The 16,997-nt window shown below is 58.8% G+C and carries 16 protein-coding genes, 1 pseudogene and 1 riboswitch; of the genes and pseudogenes, 11 read left to right on the top strand and 6 right to left on the bottom strand.

Features of this window, described 5'->3' with window-relative positions; genetic code table 11:
• Positions 1-30 precede the first annotated feature (30 nt).
• From rpe to fliK, 3 genes are all read right to left on the bottom strand, one after another.
• Positions 31-717, bottom strand: a complete 687-nt coding sequence (gene rpe / locus H4P12_RS05575) for a ribulose-phosphate 3-epimerase (RefSeq protein ID WP_187792630.1) — start codon at positions 715-717, stop codon at positions 31-33.
• Between the two features lie 111 nt (positions 718-828).
• On the bottom strand, positions 829-1,491 hold the full coding sequence (locus H4P12_RS05570; protein ID WP_187792629.1) for a flagellar hook capping FlgD N-terminal domain-containing protein: 663 nt from the start codon (positions 1,489-1,491) through the stop codon (positions 829-831).
• Positions 1,492-1,500: 9 nt separating this feature from the next.
• Positions 1,501-2,304 (bottom strand): flagellar hook-length control protein FliK, encoded by an 804-nt coding sequence (fliK, locus tag H4P12_RS19150; RefSeq protein WP_187792628.1) that lies wholly within the window; start codon positions 2,302-2,304, stop codon positions 1,501-1,503.
• A 90-nt stretch (positions 2,305-2,394) separates the two neighbouring features.
• On the opposite strand from fliK, the gene H4P12_RS18715 reads away from it, so the two are divergent.
• The 6 genes from H4P12_RS18715 to H4P12_RS05535 all read left to right on the top strand — a co-directional run bounded on the left by H4P12_RS18715 (position 2,395) and on the right by H4P12_RS05535 (position 5,808).
• Positions 2,395-2,865 carry a hypothetical protein gene (locus tag H4P12_RS18715; protein WP_246448969.1) on the top strand — a complete coding sequence of 157 codons (471 nt, stop codon included), beginning with the start codon at positions 2,395-2,397 and terminating at the stop codon, positions 2,863-2,865.
• A gap of 17 nt (positions 2,866-2,882) precedes the next feature.
• Complete coding sequence (locus H4P12_RS05555) at positions 2,883-3,179, top strand: hypothetical protein (RefSeq protein ID WP_187792627.1); 297 nt, start codon at positions 2,883-2,885, stop codon at positions 3,177-3,179.
• A gap of 172 nt (positions 3,180-3,351) precedes the next feature.
• On the top strand, positions 3,352-4,194 hold the full coding sequence (locus H4P12_RS05550; protein ID WP_187792626.1) for a flagellin N-terminal helical domain-containing protein: 843 nt from the start codon (positions 3,352-3,354) through the stop codon (positions 4,192-4,194).
• A 60-nt stretch (positions 4,195-4,254) separates the two neighbouring features.
• Complete coding sequence (gene flaF, locus H4P12_RS05545) at positions 4,255-4,620, top strand: flagellar biosynthesis regulator FlaF (RefSeq protein ID WP_187792625.1); 366 nt, start codon at positions 4,255-4,257, stop codon at positions 4,618-4,620.
• Entirely contained in the window at positions 4,617-5,021 is a 405-nt protein-coding gene (flbT, locus tag H4P12_RS05540; RefSeq protein ID WP_187792624.1) for a flagellar biosynthesis repressor FlbT, read from the top strand. The genes flaF and flbT overlap by 4 nt, the downstream gene beginning before the upstream one ends.
• A 7-nt stretch (positions 5,022-5,028) precedes the next feature.
• Positions 5,029-5,808: a DUF1217 domain-containing protein gene (locus H4P12_RS05535; RefSeq protein ID WP_187792623.1), complete on the top strand. Its 780-nt coding sequence runs from the start codon at positions 5,029-5,031 to the stop codon at positions 5,806-5,808.
• 144 nt (positions 5,809-5,952) lie between these two features.
• Here H4P12_RS05535 and thiQ read toward each other — a convergent pair whose 3' ends face one another.
• From thiQ to thiB, 3 genes are read right to left on the bottom strand one after another with little or no spacing between them, the layout of a single operon-like run.
• The gene (gene thiQ, locus H4P12_RS05530; protein ID WP_187792622.1) at positions 5,953-6,651 is read right to left on the bottom strand and encodes a thiamine ABC transporter ATP-binding protein; all 699 of its coding nucleotides are present in this window, start codon (positions 6,649-6,651) and stop codon (positions 5,953-5,955) included.
• A complete protein-coding gene (locus H4P12_RS05525; protein ID WP_187792621.1) occupies positions 6,644-8,188 on the bottom strand; it encodes a thiamine/thiamine pyrophosphate ABC transporter permease ThiP in 1,545 nt (514 codons plus the stop codon). Before H4P12_RS05525 ends, thiQ begins: the two co-directional genes overlap by 8 nt.
• Positions 8,164-9,147: a thiamine ABC transporter substrate binding subunit gene (gene thiB / locus H4P12_RS05520; protein WP_187792620.1), complete on the bottom strand. Its 984-nt coding sequence runs from the start codon at positions 9,145-9,147 to the stop codon at positions 8,164-8,166. Before thiB ends, H4P12_RS05525 begins: the two co-directional genes overlap by 25 nt.
• 32 nt (positions 9,148-9,179) lie before the next feature.
• Positions 9,180-9,278: riboswitch (TPP riboswitch) on the bottom strand.
• A 100-nt stretch (positions 9,279-9,378) separates the two neighbouring features.
• Here thiB and mutS point away from each other — a divergent pair.
• The 5 genes and pseudogenes from mutS to pstA all read left to right on the top strand — a co-directional run bounded on the left by mutS (position 9,379) and on the right by pstA (position 16,977).
• Positions 9,379-12,015 carry a DNA mismatch repair protein MutS gene (gene mutS, locus H4P12_RS05515; RefSeq protein WP_187792619.1) on the top strand — a complete coding sequence of 879 codons (2,637 nt, stop codon included), beginning with the start codon at positions 9,379-9,381 and terminating at the stop codon, positions 12,013-12,015.
• Positions 12,012-13,112, top strand: coding sequence for a chorismate synthase (gene aroC, locus H4P12_RS05510; RefSeq protein ID WP_187792618.1), 1,101 nt, complete (start codon positions 12,012-12,014; stop codon positions 13,110-13,112). The genes mutS and aroC overlap by 4 nt, the downstream gene beginning before the upstream one ends.
• 205 nt (positions 13,113-13,317) lie before the next feature.
• Positions 13,318-14,345 (top strand): annotated as a pseudogene (locus tag H4P12_RS05505) (substrate-binding domain-containing protein).
• Positions 14,346-14,419: 74 nt separating this feature from the next.
• Entirely contained in the window at positions 14,420-15,625 is a 1,206-nt protein-coding gene (gene pstC, locus H4P12_RS05500) for a phosphate ABC transporter permease subunit PstC (protein WP_187792617.1), read from the top strand.
• The gene (gene pstA, locus H4P12_RS05495; protein ID WP_187792616.1) at positions 15,622-16,977 is read left to right on the top strand and encodes a phosphate ABC transporter permease PstA; all 1,356 of its coding nucleotides are present in this window, start codon (positions 15,622-15,624) and stop codon (positions 16,975-16,977) included. The genes pstC and pstA overlap by 4 nt, the downstream gene beginning before the upstream one ends.
• The last annotated feature ends 20 nt before the right edge of the window (positions 16,978-16,997 follow it).

The raw sequence follows: 16,997 nt of genomic DNA, 5'->3' as shown, positions 1-16,997 counted from the left end.
GCGCGATGGAACAGTCAGGCGGCGTCGATGTCAAACGCCTTCGGCGGCATGGCGAATGGCACGGATATTGGCACCATAGACATCAGGCTGCAGCACCGATCCGCCTTTGAACACGGCGGAACCCGCAACCAGCACATCGGCACCAGCTCTGGCGACCAGCGGTGCGGTCTTGGGATCAATGCCGCCGTCCACCTGAATATGGATCGGCCGATCACCGATCATCCCGCGCAACCTGGCAATCTTGTCGATCTGGTTGTGAATGAATTTCTGACCGCCAAAGCCCGGATTCACGGTCATGACCAATACCATATCCGCCAGATCAAGCAGATAATCGACCGCTTCAACGGGTGTGCCGGGGTTCAGCGCGATACCGGCCTTTTTGCCGGTCGCCCGAATCGCCTGCAATGTGCGGTGCGGATGCGGACCTGCCTCGACATGAGCAGTGATCATATCAGCGCCTGCTTCGGCATAGGCCTCGATATAGGGGTCGACAGGGGCAATCATCAGGTGAACGTCCATGAAGGTTTTCACATGCGGGCGAAACGCCTTTACCGCTGGCGGGCCAAAAGTCAGGTTGGGCACGAAATGCCCATCCATAACATCGACATGGACCCAATCGGCACCTTCGGCTTCAATCGCTTGAATTTCTTGGCCGAAATTTGCGAAATCGGCGGAAAGGATCGACGGGGCGATCTTGATCCTGCGGTCGAAAGTCATGGCAAAGCTCCTGTTGAGGGCTGGCATTCCGGTGCCTACTGAAAGATTTTCCTATCCGATATGGAGGAAAGCAGATCAAGGTCAACCAGCCCCGCCCATGATACCGCTATATTACGCAGGATCGCGCAATGCCGTGATCGCACTGGCCAAGGCCGAACCGCCGTTTTCGAAAGTCACCTCAATACCGTGATCACCCATCTGGGTTTCGACAACCTTTGCATAGACGCCCACTGCGTCTTCCGAAATCAATTCACCCTTGCGGTTGCTTTCGATGACAAAGGAATACATCCCATCGGGTAGCTTTTGTCCATCGTCATCACGGCCCAGCCATTCGATCTGCCCGCTGCCCGGACCGATTTCCTCTCGCGTCACCTCTCGGCCATTGGCGTTCAGGGCAAGCAGCGTCACGCTGTCGGCCGACGAATCGGGCTTGACGTCAAGCGTCAGCGCCGCGTCACCGAACCAGACGGGTTCTGTCGTCCGCGCCTCTTTCCCGATCCAGTCGGCGGTTTGGCCCAGACCGCCGCCACCGCCCAATTGGGAAACAAGCTGCGCCAGCAGCTTGTTGGACTGCGTTTGCTGCTCTACGCCCGAGAATGTTGCCAGTTGCACGGCAAAATCCGTGCCTTCCATTGGATTCAGCGGGTCCTGATTCTTCAGCTGGGCCGTCAGCATTTTCAGAAAAGTATCGAAGTCCGATCCCCCGCTGGCATTTGCCTGTGTGGATGTCGTCGTTGCGGTCGCAGCCGCAGGGCTTCCAATTGCAGAAATCATGCTGTTTTCCTACATTCTCATGTCGATATGTGCGCCCAAGGCGGTCCAACCACCTGATGTGATGGCGTGTTGGGCAAGATGTTCTGGTATTTCCACTTCAACGGCCGGTGCTTGGGGCGCCATCCAGTCTGGCTGGACGTCGCGCCCTTCAAATCCACCTTCGCGAAACTCGAAAGTCGCATCCTGCAACCCGGTTTCGCCAAAGTTTTGCAGCAATGTCGCCGCGTTACGGCGAAGCTGGTCCAACACCTCGGGTCGTTCGGCCCAAACGACAAGATGGGGGGCGTGCTCTCGTCCCGAAAGAACCATTCGAATTCGTCCAAGCTCTTCTGGCGAAAGCGCAATTTCAACCTGTTCATCGCGGATCGTAATCGCCACGTCGGCGACCTGTCGAAGAATTGTTGGCTGGTTTTCCGCTGCAAGCCTGGGCATGCTGGGTGAGATCTCCCCTCGGGTTGAAGCCTGATCGATGCCTTTGCCGTGGCCGATAGCCTCGATAGGGTTGCCGACATCCATTATCCTGTCCGCGTTCAGCATCATCGTTTCCGGATTGAGACCAGAGGTGAAATCGGTATCCGAAAACGGTGTTTGCGGCTTCTGAACGTCGACATCGATCTGCGCGGTGATAGGCGTAGATTCGGCGGCGTTATCCTGCGCGATCATTGCAATCATTGGCGAAGGACCTGAAAAAGCCGATCGCGTAGCTGCGTCAGCCGCTTTGGTCTTTGGCGGTGCGAAGGAACCACTGACGCCGCTCCAACCTTCAATAATTGCTTCCAGCGTGTCAGCGCTACGATCCTCCGAAATTTCCACGGCTTCCGTATCCGCCGGGACGTCATCATCTGGTCCCGACCCGATTTCAGGACCGGCGTCATCGACTGCATCAGCCAAAGGCACGGTGGATTGTTCTTTCAGAACCTCGACGGCCGCAGCAAAATCTTCACCATCTCCGTCTTCCTTTGCGGGTTCCGAAGAAAGTTTCGAGCGGATGTCGAATCGAGTATCTGGCAAAATCGGCGCAGTGTTCGCCATGGCACAACCTCTGTTTTTCAAACTGATAATCGCAAAGCCTTACTAATTGTTTACGGCTTTCGGATATTTCCGGTAAATAATCGAAATAAGAGGGCCTTTATGAAAATTGAATCAATCGGGGTCGCCGCAGGGCACAAAACCCCGGACACGCCCGTTTCCGAACAGCTGGAAATAGCGTTTCTTGAAGAGATGCTGAAATATTGCGGTCCTGCCGCCAGAAAGGGCGAGTTTGGCGGTGGTATCGGGGAGGAGCAGTTTTCAAGTTATCTGACTCAGGAATATGCCGCGATTCTGGCCGATAAACTGGATCTTGGCCTGGCAGTGAAAGGAATCGAAGCATGAACCAGCGGACGTCACGATTGCTGGCTGCCGCCAAATCCTCGGTCATAGCGGGCGATGCCGAGCAGAGCTTGAAGGCTATAGACGATTTTTCCAATCACATCGCACGCGTGGGCGTGATGCCTGAAGATCGTGAGGTGCTTGAACGGAAATTGCATGAACTTCGCCAGCTGGCAGAGGCTTCTGCGCGCGGCGCAAGGCAGGCAGTCGAACAGGTTGCCGCGATCATGCAGGCCGCCCGCAGTCTGCAGACCTATGATGAAGCAGGCAGAAAACAGTCGACGGCAACTGCCGCGCCGGCGGCGCAAAGGTTTTGATAAAATGTTATCTGAACTTTGTTTGAGCGGGGATCGCAAATTCACTATTCATAAATAGCCGCTGCTTAAAACGGTGAATGTGCTGCAAGGGCACGGGGTTTATAAATCCACAGGTCAGAAGGCCGATCATCTCAACATCGGGTGCAAAGCGCCCTTTCTTTAGGAGGACAATATGTCCAGCATTCTGACCAATAACGGCGCAATCGTTGCTCTGCAAACCTTGAAGAGCATCAACTCGAACCTGAACAAAGCTCAGTCCGAGATTGCGACAGGTAAGTCGATCAACAGCGCAAAAGACAATTCTGCGATCTGGGCGATTTCAAAAGTTATGGAAACCGATCAAGCCGCGTTCAAGACCATGCAAAGCAGCCTGAACGTTGCGGACGCCACGGTTTCGACCGCTGTGACCGGTGCGGATCAGGTGACGAAACTGCTGACCGAGATGAAAAATCTGGCGGTGAACGCCGGAACCGACGGCTTCGAGTTCGAAAAGGTTCAAACCGACATCGCGGCCAAAATGGCGCAGATCACGTCGATCGTGTCGGGCACCCAAATGAACGGTGTGAACTTGCTGTCGACCAACGGCGTCAATGGCGGCGCGACGTTCACCGTATTGGCGTCATTGGACCGCGAAATCGGGACAGCGACGACTACGGCGAATACGATTGTCGTCAACTCGGTCGACTTCGAGGCCGATATCGTGGGCGGAACTTTGACGGCCGTGACGGACAGCGCATCTGCGCGAACCGCCGTCGGTCAGTTGGAGACGCTGCTGGAGGTTGCCGTCAATGGTGCGGCAGCTCTTGGTTCGTCCGCCAAACGTATCTCGGACCAGGCGAACTTTGTCGGAAAACTGGCAGATTCGCTGACCCAGGGTATCGGCTCACTGGTTGATGCCGATATGGAGGAAGCATCGGCCCGCCTGCAGGCTCTGCAGACGCAACAGCAGCTGGGTATCCAGGCGTTGTCGATTGCCAACCAGGCCCCGTCGGCGATCCTGTCGCTGTTCCGCTGATAAATACTCGGGGCGCTCAACGGCGTCCCGATCTTTCTAATCCCAGTAAGGAACGAAACATTGAACGCGGTTACGCCTTTGTCCCAGAATGGTTATGGCACCAATGCCGTTCGCACAGCACGTGATGCGGAATATGATGTGATCTCGCGCGTGACGCGCATGCTACGACAGGCAAGTTTGACAGACCGCTCGATTGATACGGTCCAGGCGGTTCACAAGAATAATGAGCTGTGGACATTGCTGGCGACTGACTTGGCGGATCCGGGAAATGCTTTGCCGGATGAAACCAAGGCGGGCCTGCTTTCGCTTGCAGCATTTTCTTTGCGCCAGGGCCATTCAATTTTGGCGGGGCAGGGTGCTGTTGACGCTCTGATCGATATCAATATGTCCATTATGAAGGGCTTGCGAGGCGGGGTGGGCGCATGAGTGGTCTGGTCTTGAAGCTGGCACCAAATGAGCGGGTTTTGATCAACGGTGCTGTCATCGAAAACGGTGAGCGGCGCTCGAAAATCTCGATCAGAACCCCTAATGTGAACGTATTGCGCCTGAAGGATGCAATCCACCCAGATCATGCAAATACGCCCGTTGCACGAGCATGCTATGTCGCCCAGCTGATGTTGTCAGGTGATGTTGAAATGGAGCAGGGTCGGCAACAGCTTATCGTCGCGATCGAGCAGCTGAGTCAGGTGTTCGATGACCGCGACAGCCGCCTTGTGCTGGCCGAGGCGAGCCATCATGCGGTAGCCGGGGCAGCCTATCCTGCAATGAGAAAGCTGAGGGAGTTGCTGCCTCGTGAGGCGCGACTTTTCGCGGTTCGTGCACAGTGAGGATGTGATGAACATATCGGTCGCAACCGGCCTTGGCAGCATTTCCGGCTGGAAGACGCTGCAACGGATCGAAGCACGCCAGCTTGCGGTCATCGCAAATGATCCGGTCGTTCAGCGTGCGACAACATACTTTCGGGATAACATTTCCAGCGGTACAAGCGCTGCGGATCTGGTCGGTGATTACCGGATGCTAAGCGTGGCTTTGGGGGCGTTTGGGTTAGAGCAGGATATCCCGAATAAAGCTTTTATCAGAAAGGTACTGGAATCAGATCTTTCCGACGATAAATCCTTGGTGAACCGGCTGAGTGATAAGCGATACCTGCGTCTGGCACAAGCCTTCCATCTGGGCCGGGCGAGCAGTGACCAGACGGCTCTGGGAAAGCAGATTTCTGAAGCATATCTACAAAGGGAATACGAACGACGCGTAGGCGAAAGCGACGAATCGTTGCGTCTCGCACTGAACGCGCGGCGTGAGTTGCAACAGTTTGTCGGGCGGGAATCGAGCAATAAAACCTTGTGGTATGAGGTGTTGGGTAATCCGCCACTGCGGAAGGTTTTCGAAGGCGCGTTTGGCTTTGGCGGTGCCTATGGGCGCTTGTCAGTGGATCGCCAGCTTGAAGAATTTACCAAGGCTGCTGAGCGTTATCTGGGCAGCAGTGCATTTACCGATATCACCACGGAAAAGGGCATCGATAAGCTTGTGACAAATTATCTGGCGCGAACGCAGGTTGCGACGGGATCAGCACAAAACCGATATAGCTCTGCATTGGCGCTGTTGACCGGGTAATGCTTCGGGCTTGCGTAAAGATAAGGCTTTTCTTCTTGTTGTGCTGGTGGGGTGTATTTGGTGGCCGCTTTGCGCGAAGCGATAGCGTTTAGGCCAAAGCGGGTCGCGGTTGTTTCGCGTAGGCGCCCGAAGCACGTTGCCTGATCAAGGCAAGCCCAGATAATCCTTCAAGCCGGCAGGTGGGTTGTCCATCAAAGCCGCCGTTGCAACCGGCTGATGCGCAACACCGTCATCGACAAGGATAGTCTGAGGGGCGAAAGCACGGGCATCATTGGGGTCGTGGGTGACCATCAGCACGGTTGTACCCATATCGGCGGTGATCTGATCCAACAACGTCAGCATCTCTGATTTTAGGGCGGGACCGAGCGCGGCGAAGGGTTCATCCAGCAACAAGATCGGGCGCGCGCGCAGCAGAATACGGGCAAGTGCGATTCGGCTTTGTTGACCGCCGGACAAATTTTCCGGTTTGCGATCCGAGAACCCTGCAAGCCCTACCTGCGCCAATACTGCGGCGACCTGATCTTGCTGGGCGCGGTCCAATCGAAGGTCCGGCCGTAGTCCTAAACCGATATTCTGCGCGGCAGTCAGGTGAGGAAACAGGTTCTGGTCCTGAAACAGAATTGAAATCGGGCGTTTTCCAGGGGCGCTTTCGGTCAGGTCGGTGCCATTCCAAACGACCCTTCCTGTCTCTGGCGCAAGGAAGCCGGCGATCAGTGACAGAAGCGTGGATTTGCCCGAACCTGATGCTCCGATGACGGCGGTGCGCGTGCCGGGGTTGATCGCCAGGTCGGCTTTCAGGATAAAATCGCCGCGGGTCACTTGGATGTCGCGAAGTTCAAGCAAGACGTCCTCCTCGATCACAAAGCCAGAAAAGGGCGAAACTGATCACCATGAGCAAGACGGCGCAGGCAGACGCCTCGGCCATGCGATAGGAATTCATGAATTGATAAAGTTTCAGCGGCAGCGTTGGCATGTCCGTCGGAAACAGTGCAATCACACCCAAATCGCCCATGGCCAGCGCGGCGGCAAGCCCTGCGGCGAAGCCAATCGGGCGTGCCAGTTGCGGCAAGATCAGAAATCGCAATCGGCTCCACCCCTTGATATCCAATGATTCGGCCAATCGTCCATAGTTCCGGCGCAGGTCGCGTGCGGCGGGGATCAACACCCGCAACCCAAAGGGTAACGCCATGATCGCGTTGATCGCGACCGTAATCGGTAGTGCAAGAGCTTGCGGAGACACCGTTCCGCGCAGCAGGATAAACAGACCTGTCCCCAAGACGAGCGGAGAGGCCACCAAGGGCAGCATGCCGGCAAGCTCTATCAGGCGCGACCCGCTGCGCGCGATGCCAAGGGCCAGTGTCAGGGATAAAATCACAGCCCAAAAGGCTGAGATGACCGCCATGATGACCGAGCGTGCGGCCGCCGTCCAAACCTCGGCCGGAAGCTGCGATATTTGCGGCAAACCGCGCAAAATGACGGCCAACATCGGCCAAAGCAGAAACAATGCCGCCAGAATGATCGCGCAGCCATCCATAAGACGGCGCCACCCGGTCGGTCCGCGAAGGTTGCGCGATAAATCCAGCCCCGATCCAAACTCGGCCGGTATCGTGATCCATCGTGAGGTCAGCATGGCCAAAACGCAAAGCGCGATCTGGATCATGCCCAATGTCGCGGCGCGACCAAGATCAAAATCAAATCGAAACGCCTGATAGATCGCAAGCTCGACCGTCGTGGCCTTTGGTCCACCGCCAAGCGCCAGCGCAACCGTGAAAGAGGTCAAACAGACCAGAAAAACCGCCAGCCACGCGCCGGGCAGGACTGCACGCAGCATTGGGCGCTCCAGATGGTGGGCAATGTCGCGAGGACGGAAGTCGAGGCTGTCGGCAAGGCGAAACCTCTCGAACGGAATGGAATGCCAGCCCTGCAGGATCAGCCTTACGGAAAGCGGCAAGTTGAAAAAGACATGGGCCAGAATGACCCCCTGCCAACCATAGATTGACAGTTCGGGGAGATTCAGGGTGCGTAGACCTTCGTTTATCAGGCCATTACGGCCAAAGACGGAAATCAGCCCCATGATGGCCACAATCACCGGCAGGATGAACGGTGCACCCAACAGGGTGATAAGCAGCCCCCTGCCGGGAAAGCGGCGGCGGGCAAGGGCGCGCGCGACCGGAATGGCCAATAGTGCCGACAGGCTTGCCGAGACCACGGCTTGCCAGATCGTGAACCAGATCGCGCGTAAGTCCCACGGCCCAAGCGCAGACAGTCCGCGCGCCTGCCATGCGACCGCGGCCAAGGTGCCAAGGATCAACGCGGCCAAAGCGGCGGCGGTCAGTGCGCCGCCGATGCTGCGCCTTATTGCGAAAACGCTTGCAGCCATTCGTCCAGTGCCGGTTGCCGCATCGCCTCGGCCTCATCTTCGGAATAGAACAGCGTCTTTTGGGGACGGGGCAGGTCGCGCATCACGTCGGGCCATTCCTCTTGCGGCAGTTTTGCGGGCAGCGACCAGTTGGCCAACGGGATCACCTTCTGGAAATCGGGCGTCAGCACCCAATCCATGAATTTCTGCGCCAGTTCGGGCTGATCGGTTGATGCGACCTGGGCCACCAATTCGGCCATGAAATAATGGCCTTCGGGAAAAATGGCAGCGTGTTTGGTGGTGTCATCTTCGGCCGCGATGTGATAGGCGGGCGAGGTGGTATAGGACAGGACCATATCGGCCTCACCCTCGGTGAACATGCCATAGGCTTCGGACCAGCCCTTGGTCACGGTCAGCACCTTCGGGGCCAGCTTGGCCCAAGCGTCGGCCGCGTCGTCGCCGTAGATCGACTTGACCCATAACAGCATGGCAAGACCGGATACGGATGAGCGTGGATCCTGAATCACGATCTTCAGATCGCCGGGTGCATCCAGCAATTCCGCAAAGCTTTTGGGCGGGTTTTCAAGCCGGGTATCGTCATAGACGAAGGCGGTTTCACCCCAATTATAAGGCAGAAAAATCTCATCCGTCCATTCGACGGGCAGCGACATGTCTGACGTATCCTGACCATGCGGTGCGAACAGGCCCGATGCGCGGGCGCGAGCCGTGACATCCGTGTTCAGGCCAAAGACGATGTCGGCTTCGGTGCCTGCGCCCTCCATCATAATGCGGGGCAGCAGATCGCCGGTCACGAATTTCAGGTCGCAATTGCAAAAAGCCTCGAATCCTTCTTCGATCTTCGGCCCCGGTCCCCATTCACTGGTGACCGAATCGCCCGCATAGACGGTCAACACGGGCTTGTCCTGCGCCATCGCAGGCGCGGCGGATAAAATTGCCAGCGCAATCAGGGACGTTTTCATCGCTATCCTCCGTAACTTGCGGTTCTCGAAAGAAAGGACAGCGAAACCTTCCCTCCGCCGGTGTTGACCGGTTCAGGTTCAACGGGTCCGCTTTTGCGTCTCAGCCGTGATGGGCACCCCGAGGTAAAGTGAAACATAGACCGCCCACGGCCCACTGCAAGAAGAAACCGGTGTTTCCAAGCCGTCTGTGGCCAGTTAGAAACGCCGCCACAAGACAGGCGAAGGACAGGCATGAGTGATCAGCCCACACCGATGATGGCGCAATATCTGGCGATCCGGGACGCGAATCCGGGGTCGCTGCTGTTCTATCGCATGGGCGATTTCTACGAGATGTTCTTTGACGATGCCGTGCAGGCGGCAGCGGCGCTGGATATTGCATTGACCAAGCGCGGGACGCATCAGGGCGAACCGATCCCAATGTGCGGGGTGCCGGTTCACGCCGCCGAAGGTTATCTGCTGACACTGATCCGCAAGGGGTTTCGCGTCGCGATTGCCGAACAGATGGAAGACCCGGCCGAGGCGAAAAAGCGCGGCTCGAAATCGGTGGTTGCCCGGGATGTCGTGCGTCTGGTCACGCCCGGCACCCTGACCGAAGAGGCGCTGTTGGAGGCGCGGCGCCACAATTTTCTGGCCGCCTATGCGCAGGTGCGTGACGAAGGCGCGCTGGCATGGGTCGATATTTCGACCGGGGCGTTTCAGGTGATGGAGTGTTCGCCCACGCGGCTTGCGCCCGAACTGGCCCGGCTGGCCCCGCGTGAACTGTTGGCCGCCGAGGGCGCGGGCCTTGACGATCTGGCGTCCGAGGCCGGGGCGGCACTGACCGATTTGCCGCCCGGATCATTCGACAGCGCGGCGGGCGCGCGGCGCTTGTCGGCGCTCTATGGTGTGGAAACGCTGGACGGGTTTGGCAGTTTCAGCCGGGCAGAGCTGTCGGCCATGGGCGCGATTGTCGATTATCTTGAGATGACGCAAAAAGGTAAACTGCCCTTGCTGCGTCCCCCGGTGCGTGAACGCGCAGGCGGTGCCGTGCAGATTGATGCGGCGACGCGTCGCAATCTGGAACTGACACAGGCTTTGTCGGGGGGGCGCGAAGGCAGTCTTTTGTCGGCGATTGACCGCACCGTGACGGCGGCTGGAGCACGCCTGCTGGAACGCCGCATCAGTGCGCCATCGCGCGATTTGCCCCTGATCCATGCGCGGCAGGATGCGGTGGCGCAACTGGTCGACGATACGCGCCTGACCGCGGATTTGCGCGATGCGCTGGCCCGTGTGCCGGATATGGACCGCGCGCTGTCCCGCCTTGCGTTAGAGCGCGGCGGTCCGCGCGATCTGGCGGCGATCCGCGCCGGTCTGACCCAGGGTGCCGCGATTGCCCAGCGGTTGCCCGGTGATGCGGCGCAGCTGTTGCGCGATGCGGTGCGCGATCTGATCGGGCACAACGATCTGATCGACCTTCTGGATCAGGCGCTGGTGGCCGAGCCGCCTTTGCTGGCGCGGGACGGCGGCTTTGTCACGCCTGATTATGATGCGGATCTGGACGATACCCGCCGCCTTCGTGACGAAGGCCGTGGCGTGATTGCGGGCATGCAGGCTGACTATGTCGCCCGTGCCGGGGTCCAAAGCCTGAAGATCAAGCATAACAACGTGCTGGGCTATTTCATTGAAACCACGGCGACCCACGCTGAAAAGATGATGGCGCCGCCACTGAACGAAATCTTCATTCACCGTCAGACCACGGCGAACCAGCTCCGCTTTACGACGGTCGAGCTGTCAGAACTTGAAACCCGCATCCTGAATGCCCGCGACCGGGCGCTGGAGATTGAACGCGGTATCTTTGACCGCCTTCGCGCCGCCATTTTGCAGCAGGCCGCGCAGATCGGTCAGGCGGCACGTGCTTTGGCCGAAATTGATCTGGCCGGCGCCTTTGCCGACCTTGCATCGGGCGAAGGTTGGACGCGGCCCCGTGTCGATGACAGCCGCGCATTTCAGATCATCGGCGGTCGTCACCCGGTCGTCGAGCGTGCCCTAAAGCGCAAGAGTGAAGCGTTTGTTGCCAATGACTGCAATCTGACCAGCGGTGAAACTCCGGCGATCTGGCTGCTGACCGGTCCGAATATGGCGGGTAAATCGACCTTCCTGCGGCAGAATGCCTTGATCGCTGTTCTGGCGCAGGCAGGCGCATTCGTGCCTGCGCGCGACGCCCATATTGGTATGGTCAGCCAGTTGTTCAGCCGCGTGGGCGCTGCCGATGATCTGGCGCGGGGCCGGTCCACGTTCATGGTTGAAATGGTTGAAACCGCCGCGATCCTGAATCAGGCAGACGATCATGCGCTGGTGATTCTGGACGAAATCGGGCGCGGCACGGCAACGTGGGATGGTCTCAGCATCGCATGGGCCGTCATGGAGCATTTGCACGGTGTGAACCGCTGTCGCGCGTTGTTCGCCACCCATTACCACGAGATGACTGCCCTGACGGCCAAGCTGGACGGCGTCGAAAACGCCACCGTCGCCGTGCGTGAGTGGGAAGGCGATGTGATTTTCCTGCACGAAGTTCGCAAAGGCGCGGCGGATCGCAGTTATGGCGTGCAGGTGGCACGGTTGGCGGGCTTGCCCGGCAGCGTTGTTGACCGCGCGCGCGAGGTTCTGGATGCGCTGGAATCGGGCGAACGCGAAGGGGCGGCCCGTCCTGCCGCGCTGATCGACGATCTGCCGCTGTTTCGCGCCGTGCCGCCGACCCCCACCCCAGCCAGGGTCAAGGAAAGCGCACTGGACGCGCGGATGAAAGACGTGCATCCCGATACCATGTCGCCGAAACAGGCGCTGGACCTGATCTATGAGTTGAAATCCCTGACCGGAGAAACCGCATGAGCTATAACACTTTTGGCCGCGAGTTCCGGTTTACGACATGGGGCGAAAGCCACGGTCCTGCCTTGGGCGCAACGGTGGATGGCGTGCCCCCCGGTGTTCCGCTGGATGAGGCGTTCATCCAGCAATTCCTTGACCGCCGCCGCCCCGGCACCAGCAAGTTCACCACGCAGCGCCGCGAAGCGGATCAGGTTCGCATCCTGTCCGGTGTGTTTGAGGGGAAAACCACCGGCACGCCCATTCAATTGATGATCGAGAATACCGATCAGCGATCCAAGGATTATGGTGATATCGCCAGCAGTTTCCGCCCCGGACATGCCGATATCACCTATCACCTGAAATATGGCATCCGCGATTATCGTGGCGGCGGGCGGTCCAGTGCGCGTGAAACGGCTGCACGGGTCGCGGCGGGCGGGGTTGCCTTGGCGGCTCTGAACCATCTGGTGCCAAAGCTGCGGATCGTCAGCTATATGGTGCAGATGGGGCAGATGCATCTGGACCGTGCGAATTTTGACAGCTCGGCCATTGCCGATAACCCGTTTTTCCTGCCCGATGCGGGTGCCGTGGATGCATGGGCCGACTATTTGGACGGGATTCGCAAGGATCAGAACAGCGTCGGCGCGGCGGTCGAGGTTCTGATCGAAGGATGCCCACCGGGTCTGGGCGCCCCGGTTTATGCCAAGCTGGACACCGATCTTGCCGCTGCGATGATGTCGATCAACGCGGTCAAAGGTGTCGAGATTGGCGAAGGCATGGGTGCTGCCGCCCTGACCGGCACCGAAAATGCCGATGAGATCCGCATGGGAAATGACGGCCCGATCTTCAATTCCAACCATGCGGGGGGGATTCTTGGGGGGATTTCAACCGGGCAGCCCATTCTGGTGCGATTCTCGGTCAAGCCGACCAGTTCCATCACCACGCCGCGCAAGACGATCAATCAGCATGGCGAAGACATCGACCTGATCACCAAGGGCCGCCATGATCCCTGCGTGGGCATTCGCGCCGTGCCGGTGGCCGAAGCGATGGCGGCTTGCGTGATTCTGGACCAGTTTCTGATGGACCGCGCCCAGACCGGCGGTGTTCGCGGAAAGATCGGCTGACGCCTCTGCGCCGTTGATTCTGTTACAATGGGCGCCGTGCCGGGCGGGCGGTGCTGCCTGTGATCTCTTTCAGGATGAAAAGGGAAGCAAAATCAATCCATCGCAATTGTCATAATAACGTCACATAAGTTTTGCATTGATGTCACCTGAGCCGTCTAGCTGTGCGGCAGCCCCAAAGGGGGATAGACCGACTCAGGAGTGATCCATGAACACCGTGAAATTTACCGTCTCGGCCCTTGCCGTGATCGCCGCCTCGGCCACTGCCGCTGCCGCCCGCGATCAGATTCAAGTGTCGGGTTCGTCGACAGTGCTGCCTTACGCCACCATCGTTGCCGAAGCTTTTGGCGAAAATACCGACTTCCCGACCCCCGTGGTTGAATCGGGCGGCTCCTCGGCTGGCCTGCAGAAATTCTGTGAAGGTGTCGGCGAAAACACCATCGATATCGCCAATGCCAGCCGTCCGATCAAGGACAGCGAACGCGAAGCCTGCGCGGCTGCCGGCGTGACCGACGTCATGGAAGTCCGCATCGGCTATGACGGGATCGTCTTTGCCAACGCATCCAGCGGCCCGGATTTCGTCTTTACCCCCGCCGACTGGTTCAACGCCCTGTCTGCCAAGGTCTCAAAGACGGCAAGATGGCTGACAACACCGCCGCAAGCTGGAACGAGGTAAACCCGGACCTGCCCGAGCAGGAAATTCTGGCCTTCATCCCGGGCACCAAGCACGGCACCCGCGAAGTTTTCGAAGAAAAAGTGATCTTGGCCGGTTGCGAAGAATCGGGCGCGATGGAGGTGTTCAAGGCTGAACTGGGCGACGAAGATGCCGCAGAAGAGGCCTGCATGACGCTGCGCACCGACGGCAAGTCGGTCGATATCGACGGCGATTATACCGAAACGCTGGCCCGTATCGACAGCGCGCCGAACGGTATTGGTGTTTTTGGCCTGTCCTTCTACGAAAACAACACCGACAAGCTGAAGGTCGGCACCATGGGCGGTGTTAGCCCTTCGACCGAGACCATCGCCTCGGGTGAATATCCGGTGTCGCGTCCGTTGTTCTTCTATGTGAAGAAAGCCCATATCGGCGAAATCGCCGGGCTGAAGGAATTCGTTGAATTCTTCGTCTCGGATGAACTGTCCGGCCCTGAAGGCCCGCTGGCCGAATACGGGCTGGTCTCCGACCCGGAACTGGCTGCGACCCAAGAGGCCGTCACCAACGAAACCGTTCTGCAGTAATCCCGGAACGGGCGGCGCGTCCAACGCGCCGCCCGTCACATCTGTTCGCCCCTTCATGATGGAAGGAAGCCCGTATGCCGCTGTCCTGGGCACTTTTTGCCAGCTTTCTGCTTGCCATCGCAGGTTATCTGGTCGGCCGCAGCCGCGCGTTCAGCGCCGCTGGTCCTGATATCCGAAAACTGCACAGCCGCCCGACCTATCATGGGTTTTTGGTGGGCTTGGCGGCGTTTCTGCCAGCGGTCGTTGTGATCGCAATTGCATCGCTGCTGCGCATGTCCGGTGTAATCATGGCCGAGGCCGGGCCGGTCGTCGGCCTTGTGGCGCTTGCCGCTGCGGTCGTCGGGCTTGGCTGGGGCATCACCCGGATCGGCGTGGATTTTCACGCACGAAACACGGTCGAGCGGATCGTGCTGGGCATTCTGATCTTCTGTTCCCTGATCGCGATTGCGACCACTGCCGGCATCGTGTTGTCGTTGCTGTTCGAGACGGGAAAATTCTTCCAGATCTATGACTGGAAAACCTTCTTCTTCGGCACCGAATGGACACCGCGCTTTCAGGGAAATTCACAGCTGGGCATCCTGCCACTGCTGTGGGGAACGCTGTATATCTCTCTGATCGCGCTGATCGTCTCGGTTCCGATCGGGTTGTTCGCGGCGATCTATATGTCGGAATATGCAAGCAAGCGGGTTCGCGGCATCGCAAAACCCGCCATCGAAATTCTGGCCGGTATTCCCACCATCGTTTATGGGCTTTTCGCGCTGGTCACGGTCGGCCCGATGCTGCGAGATTATTTCGCGCAACCGATGGGTTGGGGCAATTCGGGGTCATCGGTGCTGACAGCGGGGCTGGTCATGGGGATCATGCTGATCCCGTTCGTCAGTTCACTGTCCGACGATATCATCAACGCCGTTCCACAAAGCCTGCGCGATGGCGCGCTTGGGCTTGGGTCGACCCCGTCGGAAACGATCCGTAAGGTTGTGCTACCTGCCGCGCTGCCGGGTGTGGTCGGGGCGGTCTTGCTGGCCGCCAGCCGCGCGATTGGCGAAACGATGATCGTGGTCCTAGGGGCCGGTGCCTCCGCCCGCATGGACCTGAATCCGTTCGAGGCGATGACGACGATTACCGTCAAGATCGTCAGCCAGCTGACCGGTGACAGCGATTTCAATTCACCCGAAACGCTGGTCGCCTTTGCCCTTGGCCTGACGCTGTTCGTCATCACCCTGGTCCTGAATGTGGTCGCGCTTTACATCGTGCGCAAATATCGCGAGCAATACGAATGACCGATATGCCCATGCCCCGGTCGGGCACTGCCTCTGCCGCAAAATCCTCATTGATGGTCGCTGACGCCAACACGCGACGCCGGAATGCCGCCGAAAAACGCTTTCGCCTTTATGGTGCAACCGCCATCGGGGTCGCGCTGCTGGCGCTGGTGGTGCTGTTGTTCACCATTGTCCGTGATGGTTCGGGTGCGTTCCGGCAGACCTATCTGGCAATTCCCGTCCAGTTGAACGCTGAAGTTCTGGATCCCAAGGGCAACCGCAACCCCGAGGAAATGGCCAAGGTTCTGACCCTGTCCTACGGCAAGGTTCTGGATGCTGCCGTCGAGGCCGCGGTTGTCCGCGAAAATATCCAGATCCAGGGCCTGACGGAAAAGCAGATCAGCGGTCTGATCTCGAAAGAGGCGTCGGCCCAGGTTCGCCACCGCGTTCTGGCCAATCCCGACCTGATCGGCCAGATGATTGATGTGGATGTGCTGGCAAATGGTCGCGTCGATGGCTTCTTCAAAGGGCGCGTCAGCATGGAAAGCGCGGCCAACGACAAGAATACTTCGCCCGAACAACTGATGCTGGCGCAAGAGCTGCGTGACCGAGGTCTGATGGTGACGCGCTTCAACTGGAACTTTCTGACCAACCCTGACGCGTCCGACCAACGCCCCGAAGCGGCGGGCGTCGGCATCGCGATCCTTGGGTCGCTGTATATGATGCTGGTGGTTCTGCTGCTGGCCGTGCCGATTGGCGTGGGCGCCTCGATCTATCTTGAGGAATTTGCCCCCAAGAACAAATGGACGGATATTATCGAGGTGAATATCTCGAACCTTGCGGCTGTGCCGTCGATCGTGTTCGGCATTCTTGGTCTGGCGGCCTTCATCAATTTTGCCGGCCTGCCGCAATCCGCGCCGATTGTGGGGGGGCTGGTGCTGACCCTGATGACGCTGCCGACCATCATCATCTCGACCCGCGCGGCGCTGAAGGCGGTGCCGCCGTCAATCCGCGATGCGGCGCTTGGCGTGGGCGCCTCGAAGATGCAGTCAGTGTTCCATCACGTCCTGCCACTGGCCATGCCGGGCATTTTGACCGGCACGATCATTGGACTGGCACAGGCATTGGGCGAAACTGCGCCGCTGCTGTTGATCGGCATGGTGGCCTTTGTCAAAAACTACCCGGCGGCCCCTCCCGAAGGGCTGTTCGATCCCGCTTCGGCCCTGCCTGTGCAGGTCTATAACTGGACGCAGCGGTCCGACCCGGCCTTTATCGAGCGGGCTTCGGGCGCGATCATCGTGCTGCTGATCTTCCTGTTCTGCATGAACCTGCTGGCGATCTACCTGCGCCGCAAGTTCGAGCGCCGTTGGTAATCCGGCCCGAAGGAGGCCAA

This window comes from Paracoccus amoyensis (assembly GCF_014490725.1).
GTDB lineage: Bacteria > Pseudomonadota > Alphaproteobacteria > Rhodobacterales > Rhodobacteraceae > Paracoccus > Paracoccus amoyensis.
Note: the sequence above shows the minus strand (reverse complement) of the source record. Positions and strands in the feature narration are given on the sequence as shown.

Bases quoted from the DNA above. Each gene is read 5' to 3' on its own strand.
- rpe (WP_187792630.1), bottom strand. From the start codon at position 717: ATGACTTTCGACCGCAGGATCAAGATCGCCCCGTCGATCCTTTCCGCC.
- H4P12_RS05570 (WP_187792629.1), bottom strand. From the start codon at position 1,491: ATGATTTCTGCAATTGGAAGCCCTGCGGCTGCGACCGCAACGACGACA.
- H4P12_RS05550 (WP_187792626.1), top strand. From the start codon at position 3,352: ATGTCCAGCATTCTGACCAATAACGGCGCAATCGTTGCTCTGCAAACC.
- flbT (WP_187792624.1), top strand. From the start codon at position 4,617: ATGAGTGGTCTGGTCTTGAAGCTGGCACCAAATGAGCGGGTTTTGATC.
- H4P12_RS05535 (WP_187792623.1), top strand. From the start codon at position 5,029: ATGAACATATCGGTCGCAACCGGCCTTGGCAGCATTTCCGGCTGGAAG.
- H4P12_RS05525 (WP_187792621.1), bottom strand. From the start codon at position 8,188: ATGGCTGCAAGCGTTTTCGCAATAAGGCGCAGCATCGGCGGCGCACTG.
- thiB (WP_187792620.1), bottom strand. From the start codon at position 9,147: ATGAAAACGTCCCTGATTGCGCTGGCAATTTTATCCGCCGCGCCTGCG.
- mutS (WP_187792619.1), top strand. From the start codon at position 9,379: ATGAGTGATCAGCCCACACCGATGATGGCGCAATATCTGGCGATCCGG.
- aroC (WP_187792618.1), top strand. From the start codon at position 12,012: ATGAGCTATAACACTTTTGGCCGCGAGTTCCGGTTTACGACATGGGGC.
- pstC (WP_187792617.1), top strand. From the start codon at position 14,420: ATGCCGCTGTCCTGGGCACTTTTTGCCAGCTTTCTGCTTGCCATCGCA.
- pstA (WP_187792616.1), top strand. From the start codon at position 15,622: ATGACCGATATGCCCATGCCCCGGTCGGGCACTGCCTCTGCCGCAAAA.